Source organism: Algoriphagus sp. TR-M9 (genome assembly GCF_027594545.1).
In the GTDB taxonomy this organism is placed as follows: domain Bacteria; phylum Bacteroidota; class Bacteroidia; order Cytophagales; family Cyclobacteriaceae; genus Algoriphagus; species Algoriphagus halophytocola.
This window is the reverse complement of sequence record NZ_CP115160.1, coordinates 351,095-365,410: the sequence shown is the minus strand read 5'-3', so window position 1 is coordinate 365,410 and position 14,316 is coordinate 351,095. Positions and strand designations below refer to the sequence as shown.

Genomic DNA, 14,316 nt, shown 5'->3' with positions numbered 1-14,316 from the left:
CTCAGCTGGATTTTAAAGATTTCTTTGAGACGGTAAACCAATAGGCCAAAGGCACAAAGTACAAGGAGGTGAGTGTGCCAATAGTAAGCCCACCAATGACAGAAAACACCAAAGGTCTCTGCAAGTCCGCTCCTAAACCACTACTGAAAACTATAGGAATCAATGCCAAAATAGTGGTTATGGAGGTCATCAGGATAGGCTTTAAGCGGATCTGACCGGCTTTGTGAAGTGCCATTTCCAACGCTTCCCCGGCAGAAATAATATCCGACTCCACAAAATCAGCCCTTAGCCTGTTGATGGTGTCTATTTTCAAAATGGCATCATTTACCATGATTCCCAGCATCACTACTAGACCTATAGCTGACATGACATTGAGTGAGGCTCCGCAAATCCAAAGCACCAGAAAAGCTCCTCCTATCCCTAAGGGAAGGGTAAACACCACAATCAAAGGCTGAATGAAGCTTTCAAATTGAGCTGCCAGAATAAAATACAGCAGCAATACAGATATAAGCAAAATCCCGATCAATTGCTGGATATTCTCCTTATCCTTAAAATACTGCCCTACCATGGTCACTCCTAGGTTTTTCTCCTGCCCCCATCGGATATATTCACTCGCCAGCTCATCCGGGTCTTCCGAGGTCACATTGAGGGATTGGTAGATTCCGCCTTTGTCTGCAGTCACATATTTATAGTGATCCTCATAGTCATGCTCCACAAATTCCCCCAAAATGTAAGAAACAGAATCCGAGGCAGAAACCCTGGTGGTCCGGAGTAGGTCTTCAAACCTTGAGTTTGGTTCCTTCAGCCGGATAGGAGTAATCTCCCCAAATCTCTTGATATCTGTAATGGTATAGCTCCCAAAGAGCTTGTTGATCTGATCCTGAACGGCATCCACTGGAATCTGATAAGTGGCCATTTTATCCGCTCTAAGTGTAAAAACCACAGAAGCTTCCTTCTGCAAGCCAGGACCACGCTCCCACTGCTGCGTAGGAAACTGGCTCAACCAAGGGTCCATTTTTTCCTCCGGAATAGCTTCTTTGCCTTCCAGGTCCTTCCACCTCACTTCATAGTACGGAAGTGAGGAGCTGAACAATTGATCAAACGCATTCGGGGCATCACCCAGCGTAAAGGAAGCCTCAGGGTAGTTATCCTTGAGGAAAGCCTCCATTTCGGCAATGGCAGAAACTTTTTCTTCCACTGTAGGAAACAAAAAGTACAAAAGTGCCTGCTGAATGGAGTTTTCCCCATCAAACAATAAGAATTGACGTACGCCCACATCAGCTTCTGCTTGTGTGTAAATTCCTTGCAAAGTATTCAGTAGCGAAACCACTCTGTCCCTATTTTCCGCTGCCGAAATAGGCTCACTCCAATCCACCTCTAGCGTTGCGTCTAGTTTTTCGATTTCAGGCAATCCCTCTGATTTCAGTAGAAGACTTATCCCTATACCTAAAGGAATAAGTACTAAAAACAGCACAAAGGATAGATTCCGGTTTTGAGTCACACTTCTGTACCCCACTTCGTAGAGATCCAGTACCTTGCTGAATATCCGACCCTCTTGATTATCGTAGGCTTTCTTGCTGCGCGAAAACAGTAAAAAGTAGAGCATAGGCAATAGTATAAATGCCACTGCTAGCGATACGGACAAAATTGCCGTCACCGCCACCGCCTGATCAAAAAACAGTGCTCCTGAGATTCCGCTCAGAAAAACCAAAGGCACAAACACTGCCAAGGTGGTAAGGACCGAACTGATCAGTGCGCCCATCACCTCGTTCACACCTTCCACACATGCGTCAAATAGTCCAAGACCACTTTCCCGCTTCCGGGTAATGTTATCCAAAACAATGATAGCATTATCTATCAGCATACCTATTCCCAGTGCCAAACCTGAAAGGGAAATGATATTGATAGACAGGTTGAAGAAGTAAAAAACCAAAAAACTGATCAGTAAAGAAGAAGGCAAGCTCAAGCCGATAATCAAAGGAAGCCGGTAATCCTTCATAAAAAGGAAAAGCACCGCAAAGGCAAACATCCCTCCAAAGAGCAAGGACGTTTCCAGATTGGAAATGGCCGCATTCAGGAGATTGGATTGGTCTTGGGTCAGTTCGAAATCCACTTGCGGATAATCCACTTTGAAGAGTTCCAAAGCCTCTTTCAGCGCAGGTATAAGCTCATTCATTTTGGCCGAAGCCTGCTTATGCACGGTAATGACTAGACTTTCCTGGGTACCAAAAAGGTGATACCCTAAATTCTCCTGAGTTTCATACTTGACTGATGCCAGTTTTCCCAAAGAAATAATAGCTCCAGAAGCAGCAGCAACTGGCAAACTCTCAATGTCTGCAGGGGTATCCACCCGTGTAGCCAGTCGCAAGAAATATCTAAATTGCCCGTCTTTTACGGAGATACCCGGCAAATCTGAATTGCCTGACTGTATGGCAGAAATTACGTTTTGCTGAGTCATCCCCAGTGCAGCTAGGGCTTGTTCATCCGGCTGAACTGTGATGATCCTTTCCTTTTTCCCATTGATATCTACCAGAGAAACGCCCGGAAGCTGTTCTATTCTTTTCTTCAGTACATTTTCTGCCAAAAGACTTACCTCGACCTCACTCACTCCTTCTTTTGGCACCACTTGAACCCGCGCCACGGGAATGTCCGAAGTGTTGATCCGGATGACTTCAGGGCGAGCCAGATCTTCTGGAAGTGAATTGGTAAGCCGGTCTATCTTCTCATTGACATCAATATATGCCAACTCCATCTGCGTGCTATAATCGAAGGTGAGCCGTATAGTCCCCACTTCAGAACCTGCTTTGGAGTCCATTTCTTCCAAACCATTGAGCGTGATCAGCCCCTCTCGTATAGGATTCAATACATTCTGCTCTATGGCCTCGGGAGAAGCATTGGGGTAACTGACTTTGACCACGATCTGCGGCACATCTATCGGCGGAAGTAGAGATATGGGCAGGGTACGCAGTACGATGAAAGAGAACACCATCAACGCCAAAAAAGTCATGAAAACTGCAATGGGACGGGCCAGTAAAAATCTAACCATGGCTTATTCCTTTACAATTTGAACCGGCGCCTGATGTGCAAGCTGAAGGTTATTGGAAGTGATCACCGTGCTGTTTGGCTCAATCCCCTCTAGTATTTCCACTTCTTCCCCGTTGTCTTTTCCCACTTCCACATAGTTCCACTTCGATTCCTCATTTTCAATCGTAAAGACCACTGCTCTTCCTGATCGATAAACCAAAGCGTCTTTTGGAACCACCAAGCTATTATTTTGTGGTGCTCGAATGACTGCTCTTGCGTTCATCCCAGGCAGCAAATTCTTGTTGGCACCCAATGTAATGGACACTTGAACCAGCCCACTTTCATCTACTTTCGGGTTGATTCCGGTGACTTTTCCGGTTAGGGCCGTTTCGGTGCTTGAAATAGGATAAACTTCAGCTTTTTGATTCAGGGAGATCAAACTGATATCGGACTCCAGCACTTTTACCTTTAGAATCATCTCGTTTGTACCCAGTATTTCACAGAGCTCCTCATTGGCTCCGACCAGACTCCCCGCTTTAAATTTCAAATCTGCCACCTGCCCGGAAATAGGGGCTTTCACTTCACTCCTATCAAAACTCATTTGGGCTTCCTTCAGCTCTACTTCAGCGAGGAAAACCCCACTTTTTGCCTTGAGCTGCTCATCCACCACTTCCTGCTGTTCTTTGTTCTCAGAGGCAAATAATGCCGCAAAACCCATTTTGGCAGACTCATACTCGGCATTGGCATTCCGCAAGGCTATTTTGGCTTTTTCCAACCTAAACTCAGACTCGGTAGCATCCAATCGAGCTAACAATTCACCTTTTTGTACAAACTGACCTTCCCGTACATTTACTTCGAGTAGATACCCTGCCTGCTCGATCACCGACATGACCTCAGCCCCAGCTTCCAGCTTACCGGTGGCTTGGATCAGGTAATCAAAGCTCTTAAGCTCAGCCATTGCGACATTTACCTCAGTGGCGGCTACTTCGTTTCTAAATGATTCAGTAGGGGCTTCTTCGACTTGCTCTTGTTCTTTTTCACAAGAACTCATAAAAACAAGGAGGCTACAGAAAAATAGTGCGTTTAAGTTTTTCATTGAAATAATAGTTTCCGCTATTAAGAAACTAACAAATTCTTCAATGTCAAAATCTTTATTGCATAAAGGATGTTAATGATTCTAAAAATTAGGTGGAATAGACAGGTCGAGTTCCCCCTCGGGAATTTGGATAGGATCCTCCACAGGTCTCAAGCGAATCGTAGCCGGTGGTTCCTCTCCATAGTATTCGATCAGCCGGTGGATTTCTTGCAGATTTTCCACTTCGATCCGCACTTTGGTAATACCATCGTGAAGTAAGCCCAGGTCTGTAGCTGCTTTTCTTGAAAGGTCTATGATGCGTTTGGAATTTCTGGGCAGTCGATCATTGATTCTCACCCATACCGATTCCCCGTTATCCACACGGGTGACCTTTACTCGGGTGTTGAAGGGCAACGTTTTGTGGGCAGCTGTAAGACTGTCCATATGAAAAATCTCCCCATTGGAAGTCTTCCTAAGATGAAATCTCCGACCATAAAAACTAGCCGTCCCCTCCTGGATCAGCAGCGCATCTGAGGCCATCTCTGGCTGCGCATACTCTGGCAAGATAGCGGCCACTACAATAAGAACCCAATTCCACATAGATCGATCTGAATTACCGCCTGCTTTTCAATAAAGATGCCAATTCATGTCAATTGTTTCAAATAGCTTGCAGCTAGCCTTAGGCTAAAGTAATTTAGTTCTTTGTACACTTTTAGCATACACATGATCAAAATCCTCCACACAGCCGATTGGCACCTGGGCAAAAGATTGCAAGAATACTCCAGACTAGAAGAGCAAAAGCTGGTTTTAGAAGAAATCCAGCAGATCGCAGATAGAGAAGAAGTGGATCTGATCCTATTAGCGGGTGATATTTTCGATACCTTCAATCCCAATCACGAAGCTGTAGAATTGCTTTACAAATCACTCCGCAGGCTCTCCAAAGGCGGCAAACGGCCGATTATCGCCATCTCCGGAAATCATGACAGTACGCAATTTGTCGAAGCCCCGGATCCACTGGCCCGCGAAATGGGCATATTCTTTTATGGAAAATACGACACCGTCATCCCAACTGGAAAGTTGGATAATGGTATAGAGATCACACAGTCTGCAACAGGTTTTGTAGAGATGAAACTGCCCCAAATTGACTTTCCAGTTCGAATCATTTTAGCTCCTTATGCCAATGAGGTTTCGATGAAAACTTACTTGGGCGAAGGAGATCGTGAGGAGGAATTCCGCAATTTGATGGGTGCAAAGTGGAACGAGATTGCAGAGCAATACTGCGATGAAAAAGGAGTAAATCTCTTTGCCGGACACTTTTTCTTTATGAAAGAAGGAGAAAAACCGGAAGCCGAACCAGAATCTGAGCGACCGATTCTTCATGTTGGCGGAACACAGGCTCTTTTCACCAGAAATATCCCTTATCAAATCCAATATGCAGCTTTAGGTCATTTACATCGCTACCATGCGGTAGGGCACGAGCATTGTCCAGTGGTATATTCCAGTTCGCCTCTCGCTTACTCTTTTAGCGAAGCAGACCAGCAAAAGCAAGTGGTGATCATCGAAGCCGAACCAGAAAAACCTGTCACCTTTACGCCAGTCGGGTTAAAAGAAGGAAGACCACTTTACCGCAAAACCTTCGATAAACTAACAGATACCCTGGCATGGCTTGAAGAAAATCCCTACTGCTTTGTAGAGTTGACTTACATCACGGAAAGTTCCATAGAAGCGGCCACCCGAAAAGCAATCATGAAAGCCCACGACGGAATCGTGAACCTGATCCCTCAGATCAAAAATCCTTTGGGCCGGGAAAACACCAGTTTGCAAGTAGAAGACCTAGGAAAAGATATGGAAAGCCTCTTCAAACTTTTCTATGAAAGCGACAAAGGCCAGGAGCCAAACGAAGAATTGCTCACAATTTTCAAAGAAGTCATCAGCCAAAACAACGAAGCATGATTCCTATTAGACTTGACATTCAGGGATTGTATTCCTACAAGGAGAAGCAGACGATAGAATTTGATAAGCTTACAGCAGCCGGATTGTTTGGAATTTTTGGTGCGGTGGGCAGCGGAAAATCCTCGATTTTGGAAGCGATTCTTCTGGCACTCTATGGAAGCACCGAGCGGCTTTCCGACCGGGGAGAAAAGAACAGCATGGTCAATTTGCAGAGTGATTTACTGCTTTTGAATTTTGAGTTTAGCTCAGGACGAAATAATGCTAAAACCTACTTGGCTCGCTATTCAGCGAAAAGAAACTCAAAGAATTTTGATGATATCAAGCCCGCGGAGCGCTCATTTTATGAAAAGGTAGATGGAAATTGGGAACCAATTAGTTCTAGTGCTGAGGAAATTATCGGCATGAAAAAAGAGCATTTCAAGCAGACTGTGATCATTCCGCAGGGGAAATTCCGAGAATTTATCGATCAAAAACCGCTGGACCAGGCTAAGATGATGAAGGAGCTTTTTGGATTGGAGCGATTTGATCTTCAAGACAAAACTAGAACTCTTCTCAAAACAGTAAAAGAGCAAAAAATCCGTCTGGAAACGCAATCGCAGGGTTTGGAAGAGTTTTCTGAGCAACTGTTGACTGAAAAGCAAAGTCAGTTTAAGGAATTGAAAAAGCAGGCCACAGAAGCTTCGCAAAAGCTAAAAACCGCAGAAGCTAAACTCAGACTTCAAGAAGACCTACGAAGTAAAAATCTTCAATTGCTCAAGTTTAGGAAAGAACGAGAAAGCCTGAATTTACAGCGCCCCGAAATCGAAAAACAGCGGCAGCTTCACTCCGAATTTATCAAAGCTAAAACCCATCTTCGCCCAGTTTGGGAACAGATTCGGGACACAAAAGCCGAGCTGGAAAAGTACAAAGTAAGCGTAATTGACTGTGAGCGCTTCAAAATTGAGCTGGCCAAAGTAGTAGCTGACCTAGAAAAAGAAGAAGTAGAGCTCAAAAAGAAAAATCAGGAGCGCCCACATCGCGAAGCGAAAATCCGTGATTTGAAAAAAGTCATAGAAATCCAAAACCTGGAAACTCAGCGAGTAGTGGCCAATGATAAGCTGCAGGATTTACAGCCAACCATAGAAAGAAGAAAACAGACTCAAAAGACACTAGAAGCAAAAATCGCTGAGCTAGAAACAGAGGCAGAAAAGATTAGTTCTACGGATAGCTCCTTCCTAGCTAATTTACTCAGTTGGGCTAAAGACTGGAAAAACCTGGAAAATCAATTGGATAAACTTCAAGCTGAAGAGACCGAAATAACAACAGAAGTTGAGCGAATCAACCAAAAACTTGAGACCTTACAAAGCACTATTCCTGCTAATCTGGGCTCCCTGGAGAACTGGGAATCTACTCAGAAATCCGCCATTCAGGAACTGGAGAAACAACGGGATGGGGTGATACAAAAACAAGGCCTTGCCGCCCATGTTCACTTACTGCATCAGGGCGAACCTTGTCCACTTTGCGGAGCCATGGACCATCCAAATCCGCTTGAAGGTGATGGAGCTGTAGATTTAGGGGAAATAACCCAGCAAATAAAGAGTGCTAAGCTACTTCTTGAGCAGATACAAACTTCCAAATCCACACAAAGTGAATTGCGCTTTCATCTCGAAAATCATCAAAAAAACAGCGCTGCGAAAAAGAAGGACTTACAGCAATTGCGTGAAAACCTCAGTTCCATCAAAACCACTCTTGCCAAAGAAGGAATTGGTTCACATGCTGAATTATTGACGAAAATCCAGGCCATAGAACACAGTTCCCAAAGCCGGGAAAAACTCATCCAAGAAGTGAAAACGCTTCGCAAAAACTGGGATGCTGAGCGGGTTTCGATTGAGAAATCAGAAAAAGAACTGCAACAGGCCCAGCTCAAACTTCAATCAGTGCTTTCCAGTATTTCCGCAAAAAAAGAGGAAATCCGTGATATGGCTTTCTGCAAGCAGTTTTTTACCAAAGAATCCTCGCAGATACAAGCCGCCATTGACAAGGTGGAAAAAGACATTGAGGAGGCGCTTCAATCGCTCGAAGGAAAACAAAAACATCTTCGTGAAAAACGCAGCGTATCGGACAAGAACTTGGCAGATCTGGCCAATTTCACACAGCTACGAGACCAGCGTACGGAAAAGCTAGAGCTGCTTTCTTTAAAATACAATGAGTTAAAAGTTCAGCATGGATTCTTGGATGAGGAGCGACTGATCCAGCTTTTCCAACATTCCATAGATGCCGAAAAGGTAGCAAAAGACATTGCCGACTTTGACCGAAAGTATGACATTGCTGAAAATAGAATTCAGGAATTGGAAGCCGAAGCAGGAGTAGCGGATTTTCTGGAGCAAGCTTTTCAAGAGCTCTTTTCTTCCTTCGAAAATTTGAAAATCAATGCGGAGACCTGCCAAAACCAGGTACTATTGCTTGACCAAGAGATCCAGGAAGCCATCTCTAAACTAGCCGAGAAGAAAAATATTCAGGCAAATTTCGCCAAGCTGGAAACCCGGGAAAGTTACCTCAAGGAGCTGGACAACCTGTTCCGAGGCAGTGGCTTCGTGAAGTTTGTAAGTTCGATTTACCTGAAAGAGCTTTGTAATACAGCGAATGTTCGCTTTATGAAGCTCTGCAAAAATCGCCTAAGCTTGGAAATTGACGACAACAATACCTTCTGGGTTATTGACTACTTGAACGGCGGAAAAAAGCGCTTGCTTAAAACGCTTTCCGGAGGTCAGACTTTCCAAGCTTCCCTGTGTTTAGCATTGGCTTTGGCAGAGAAAGTAAAAGCTCTCAACCAAGCAGATCAAAGCTTTTTCTTCATGGATGAAGGTTTCGGAGCATTGGATAAAAATGCACTACGGGTGGTTTTTGAAACGCTCAAATCACTTCGCCACGAAAACCGGATCGTTGGTATCATCAGCCACGTGGAAGATCTTCAGCAGGAGATCGGTGTCTTTGCAAATGTAGAACTCGATCCTGAGCTAGGTTCTCAGGTAAGTTATTCCTTCTAGAAATCATAATACTCAATGCACTGAGTAGATTTACTCAGCATATTGAGTAAATTATAAAAAACACACTTTAAGTACTGAATATAAGTACATTAAAGAATAATTTTTAGCAAAAAAAAGACAGCCAACTGACTGTCTTTTCAACTATATAGCTCAAGTACATCCATCTGCAAAAACTCCTCCCAGGGGATTCCATCCGTACCGATCACCAGTGACTTTTCTGGATGGTAAGTAGTGGCAAAAGAGTTCAAACCGGCCAACCCGCCCACCTTAGAGGTCTTCACTTCCAAGGCAATGATCCGCTTTTTGTACTCGATTACGAAATCAACTTCATCATTCCCTTCCCGCCAATAGTAAATATGCAACTCCCTCTCCTTGAAGGCTTGATTCACCAAATGTGCCCCCACAGCCGACTCTACCCAGCGACCCCAGGCGCGGTGGTCTTCACGGAGTGTTTCCATAGTTTCATTAGAAACACCAGACATGATAGCCGTATTGTGCACCATGAATTTGGGACTGGAAGAGCGCTTCCTGACCAAGTTTGGACTGTACTTTTCCATACCTCCTAGCAACCCAGCTTCATTCAAGAGCTCCAGGTAATTGGCGAGTGTTGTGGTATTCCCCGCATCAGCGAGCTGTCCCATGATCTTTGTGAAGCTCAGCACCTGACCTGAATAGGATGAACCAATCTCAAAGAGACGCTTCATAAGTGCTGGTTTATCTACACGAGTCAGCATGAGTATATCCTTTGAAATACTTGTCTCCAGGAGCGCATCCCGAACATAATTCTTCCATCGGTCTTCATCTTCCTTGAGGAGAATCGCCCCGGGATATCCCCCATACCAGATGAATTCCTCTGGCGAAAGGCCGAAGGCATCTTTCATTTCTTTGTATGACCAGTGTCCCAAATAGGTAGATTCGAACCTCCCGGCAAGCGACTCTGTCAATCCCTGCTGAAGCATCAGTCGGGACGAACCCAATAAAACCACTCGAATATCCCGCTCCTCAGCAGTATCCTTATCCCATTCGGCTTTGACCTGCTCACTCCAATTGTCGATTTTCTGAACCTCATCTATCACCAGCATGTAAGGCAGTGCTGGAGCTGCACTCTGCTTCATGCGCGCATTTTCCCATTGCTGGGCAATCCATAGCCTGTCAGTCGCAGGTACTGCATCAGCCGCCACCAAGGTATGCGGCAGATCCGCATCCTTCATAATCTGGCGAATCATGGTAGTCTTACCTACTTGACGCGGGCCATAGATCACCTGGATGAACATTCTAGGCTCATCACAGAGACGTTTTTGGATTTGATTTTTCTCTGACCGCTGATAACTCATAAGTTTTACTCTTAAAATTGAGTAAATTTACTCATTACATTGAGTAAATTCCAAAAAATGAACCCATTTATTTTATTATCAGTTAGTTACAAAATAATTTTTAAGGGATTTATTCGGTGTTTTGGAGGTGAAAAAGCGAGATTATTCTTATTAAGAGAGCTTTGAGATATACCATGAAAATTAAAATCAAAAAAAAATCCTTTGACAAACTGCCAAAGGATTTTTCGAATTAAGAAAACCTATTTATAATATATTTTCATTCACCCAATCAATCTCCTCCTTGCGGATGGTATGATTTGAGTCTTTGAAGATTAATAATTTCACGCTTGCGCCCATCCTGCTCAGTAGGGTTTCAGATTCCTTTATTCTGGACAGAGGCACATGAACGTCTCTTTCACTGCTTCCAATAAAAACTTGTGCGCCGTGGAAATCCCCAGAATATTTTTCCTCCTGAACTTTTTCGCCGATCAATCCTCCAGTAAATGCAATTACTGCTTTTGGCTTCTGAGCATTTTGCGCAGCAAATTCCAGACTGAGGCATGCCCCTTGGGAAAAACCTATTAGTACCACATTCTCAGGTGCGATGCCTGCCTGAGAAATTTGATCCCAAGCTGCCTTGATTATAGTCAGAGACTCCTTCAAAGCCACCTGATTTGCCTTATCTGGAGCCATGAAACTGTAGGGATACCAGGTACCCCCCCTAGCTTCAGGGGCCAAAACAGCATATTCACCCAGACTTAAATAATCCTTCAAAGCGAGTATGCTTTCTGCACTTGCCCCCCGACCGTGAATAAGTATCGCAGCTTTTTTTGCTTGAGAAAGAGGAATTCCTCCCGTTTTAAGACTAGGCATACGATTCAATGTTTAATTTAACTGGAGTCAGGCTAGCTTCTATTCTTTCCCGACTAGGTTCTGCCCAGTCTGGCAATTTGATCAATTCTCCCAAATGAGCTTCTTCTTCATCGATCGCAAAACCCGGTTCATCTGTAGCGACCTCAAAGAGTACTCCACCGGGTTCCCTAAAATAAATAGAGTTAAAATAATTTCTATCCTTCACCTCAGTCACTTGATAGCCATTATTCATTAAAATTTCTTGGACTTCTAATTGCGAAGCGGAATTTTCTGTGCGGAAAGCAATGTGATGAACTGTACCGGCACTCTGCATACCACGGCTGCCCGATTTGTCTACAACTATATCTATGATATCGCCAGGCTTACCGGCTATACCGTATCGGAATCGTCCATTTTCCTCTCCAATAAAACGATAATCCATGTGCTCAGTCAGTAGCTTTTCGGTGAGTTCCTTTGCTCTGAGGTTTAAAGTCGCTCCGTAAAACCCCTTGATGGAATACTCTATCGGCACTTGCCCATAGGTCCAGCCTGCCCTATCATCCTCATCATTTGCAACCAGCTCTATTCCCATACTGTCATGATCTTCAAATCGGATCAACTTTTCACCAAATCGGGTAAGTACATCTGAAACCGGGATTCGGAATTTCTTCAGGCGCTCAATCCAGTAATCCAGAGAATTCTTCGGAATGGAGAAAGCAGTATAGGTAAGCTCTCCAGTTCCCTTGGTGCCCTTTCTAGCTCCTTTGAAAGGAAAAGTAGTAAAGACGGTCCCTGGACTGCCAAGCTCGTCCCCAAAATAGAAGTGATAAACATCCGGGGCATCAAAATTGATGGTTTTTTTCACCAGCCTCAGTCCTAGGATCCCGGTGTAAAAATCCACATTTTGCTGAGGGTTACCGGCAATCGCAGTAATGTGATGTATACCTTTAATTAGTGGTTTCATGCTGTATAGGTAATTAAGTTTAAAATAAAGCTATGAGGAAAAATCCCCATAGCTTATCATATTCTGAATGCTGGCTTAGTTTTAGCCGTCGCTTTTAAGCCTGCTTTACCAGCTGCACACTTAGCAGCAACCGAACTTGATCACTTACCACTACGCTTCCCGCTTCTGTCACTGCTGACCATGAAAGACCAAAATCTTTTCTGTTGATTTTACCTTCAATTTCGAACCCAGCTTTAGTCTGTCCATATGGATCACCTGCTACTCCACCGAAATCAACATCCAGCTCAACTTGCTTGGCAGTGCCTCTCATAGTCAAGTCACCTACCAGTTTATAATCTCCTCCGTCGTTCGCGATCTTGCCTTCAAATTTCAATTTAGGATGGTTTTCTGCATCGAAAAAGTCCGAAGACTTCAGGTGATTATCTCTATCTGACTGATTGGTATCTATGCTGTCAATATCAGCCGTAAAGGATACGCTTGCTCCATCAAAATCCTCTGATTCGCTTTCAGCGCTACCTTCAAATTTCTTGAAATAACCAGTCACGGTGGAGATCACTAAGTGTTTTACTTTGAATGCAACTTCAGAGTGTGTAGGGTCGATAGTCCATTTTGTAGTACTCATAACTTTGTTTGTTTAGATTTAAGATTGATTGTATTGAATTTTAATGTATAGACATGTTTTGTAGGAAAAATTTTAACCCCGGAGTTTATCCAGTAGCTCATTCATTTGAACAGCTTCTTCTTTACTGAGATTAATTACTTGATTATTAAACCCTTCCATATGAGACTGAAGCTCTTCCAGAATTTGTAATCCTTTCTCAGTAATCAAAATATCTACTTGACGCCGATCTGTAGGGCATTCTCTGCGCTCTACCAGGCCTTTTGCTTTTAATTTTTCTACCAACCTACTGGCATTGGACATTTTGTTCAACATTCTGTCCTGAATAGAAGAAACTGTAGTAGGAACTCCGTTTTGTCCTCGCAAAATCCGCAGCACATTGTACTGCTCAGGCGAAAGGTCAAAAGGTTTTAAAAGTCTATTCTGTGCTGATACAAGATAACTGTGCGTGTAGAGCAAGTTAACCACCAGCTTATTGAAAGGGCTTATAAATTCCTTCTGTTTGATTGCTTCTTCTAGACTTCCCATAGTTTGTCAGTGTATTTAATGTATATACATTTAATGTAGCCAAAAGGTTCAGGTTTTCGAGAAAAATTTTGAAAAAAAACTAATCCGCGACTAGATCAACTTCTGGTGGAGTTTCAACTCTTCTCTATTAGCCAGTCGCCAAGCAGGTGATTGATAGCTTTTGGCTTTTCTATGCAACTGCTATGACCAGCTCCAGGGATTACATGCAATCTGGCATGCCGTATCCCCATCTGTATAAATTTGGATTTTTCTGGACGAGTGGCTACATCTTCATCACCAACTATGATCAAGGTAGGGCACTTAATCATAGCCAGCTCATCTTCAATTCCTTTTCTCCGGATGACTCCTTCTACTGGACCTACTATTGTTTTGGCATTCAACCGAAGCTGTTTCTTCCAATAATCCACCTTATCCCGGTTTAAAGGATCATGGAGCCAGCTCTCTGCAAACATGATTGGCATCACTTTATTGGCCACCAAGGGCAGTACACCAAACCACTTCACGATTTTTGTCAGCGTAGTATATTTAGGAAGATTTTCCACTGGCTCAGCATTGGCTGATGTTTCCATTAAAATTAGGCTTTTGATTAATTCCGGATGCCGGGCCGCCAATCTCATCCCAATAAAGCCCCCCATGGAAAGCCCTGCAAAGTGTACCGGTTTATCGGTAAGTGACCGGATCAACTCCACGGCATCTTCGGTAAGGGTATCCATATCGAACGGTTGCTTCACTTGGCTTTGACCCTGTCCTCGATGATCGTAAGCGATTACCCTAAAACGGGTCTTGAGGAATTCTACCTGCTCCCGAAACATGTGCTGACTCCACAGTAATCCATGGGAAAAAACGATCACCTCATCACCCAGCTCAGTGTCCTCGTAATACAATCTAGTCTCATTAACTTCTAAAAATGGCATGGGGCGTTTTTTTTATTCAGCTATAGGCATTATTCGTCAATATACCTT

11 protein-coding genes are annotated in these 14,316 nt (G+C 43.8%); 2 read left to right on the top strand and 9 right to left on the bottom strand.

Going from position 1 to position 14,316, the window contains the following annotated elements; all coding sequences use genetic code 11:
* Position 1: 1 nt before the first annotated feature.
* From PBT90_RS01785 to PBT90_RS01775, 3 genes are all read right to left on the bottom strand, one after another.
* Positions 2–3,046, bottom strand: coding sequence for an efflux RND transporter permease subunit (locus PBT90_RS01785; RefSeq protein WP_270131238.1), 3,045 nt, complete (start codon positions 3,044–3,046; stop codon positions 2–4).
* A 3-nt stretch (positions 3,047–3,049) separates the two neighbouring features.
* Entirely contained in the window at positions 3,050–4,120 is a 1,071-nt protein-coding gene (locus PBT90_RS01780) for an efflux RND transporter periplasmic adaptor subunit (RefSeq protein ID WP_264808639.1), read from the bottom strand.
* An 81-nt stretch (positions 4,121–4,201) separates the two neighbouring features.
* Complete coding sequence (locus PBT90_RS01775) at positions 4,202–4,699, bottom strand: septal ring lytic transglycosylase RlpA family protein (RefSeq protein WP_264808638.1); 498 nt, start codon at positions 4,697–4,699, stop codon at positions 4,202–4,204.
* A 123-nt stretch (positions 4,700–4,822) separates the two neighbouring features.
* On the opposite strand from PBT90_RS01775, the gene PBT90_RS01770 reads away from it, so the two are divergent.
* Positions 4,823–6,052 carry a metallophosphoesterase family protein gene (locus PBT90_RS01770; RefSeq protein ID WP_264808637.1) on the top strand — a complete coding sequence of 410 codons (1,230 nt, stop codon included), beginning with the start codon at positions 4,823–4,825 and terminating at the stop codon, positions 6,050–6,052.
* Positions 6,049–9,078, top strand: a complete 3,030-nt coding sequence (locus PBT90_RS01765) for an AAA family ATPase (RefSeq protein ID WP_264808636.1) — start codon at positions 6,049–6,051, stop codon at positions 9,076–9,078. Before PBT90_RS01770 ends, PBT90_RS01765 begins: the two co-directional genes overlap by 4 nt.
* 137 nt (positions 9,079–9,215) lie before the next feature.
* On the opposite strand, the gene PBT90_RS01760 is transcribed toward PBT90_RS01765, so the two are convergent.
* The 6 genes from PBT90_RS01760 to PBT90_RS01735 all read right to left on the bottom strand — a co-directional run bounded on the left by PBT90_RS01760 (position 9,216) and on the right by PBT90_RS01735 (position 14,268).
* Positions 9,216–10,412 (bottom strand): ATP-binding protein, encoded by a 1,197-nt coding sequence (locus PBT90_RS01760; RefSeq protein WP_264808635.1) that lies wholly within the window; start codon positions 10,410–10,412, stop codon positions 9,216–9,218.
* Positions 10,413–10,655: 243 nt separating this feature from the next.
* Positions 10,656–11,264, bottom strand: a complete 609-nt coding sequence (locus PBT90_RS01755; protein ID WP_264808634.1) for an alpha/beta hydrolase — start codon at positions 11,262–11,264, stop codon at positions 10,656–10,658.
* Positions 11,257–12,207 carry a ring-cleaving dioxygenase gene (locus PBT90_RS01750; protein ID WP_264808633.1) on the bottom strand — a complete coding sequence of 317 codons (951 nt, stop codon included), beginning with the start codon at positions 12,205–12,207 and terminating at the stop codon, positions 11,257–11,259. Before PBT90_RS01750 ends, PBT90_RS01755 begins: the two co-directional genes overlap by 8 nt.
* A 94-nt stretch (positions 12,208–12,301) precedes the next feature.
* Positions 12,302–12,829, bottom strand: coding sequence for a YceI family protein (locus PBT90_RS01745; RefSeq protein WP_264808632.1), 528 nt, complete (start codon positions 12,827–12,829; stop codon positions 12,302–12,304).
* A 72-nt stretch (positions 12,830–12,901) separates the two neighbouring features.
* Entirely contained in the window at positions 12,902–13,354 is a 453-nt protein-coding gene (locus tag PBT90_RS01740) for a MarR family winged helix-turn-helix transcriptional regulator (RefSeq protein WP_264808631.1), read from the bottom strand.
* Between the two features lie 113 nt (positions 13,355–13,467).
* Positions 13,468–14,268: an alpha/beta fold hydrolase gene (locus tag PBT90_RS01735; protein ID WP_264808630.1), complete on the bottom strand. Its 801-nt coding sequence runs from the start codon at positions 14,266–14,268 to the stop codon at positions 13,468–13,470.
* Positions 14,269–14,316: the final 48 nt, after the last annotated feature.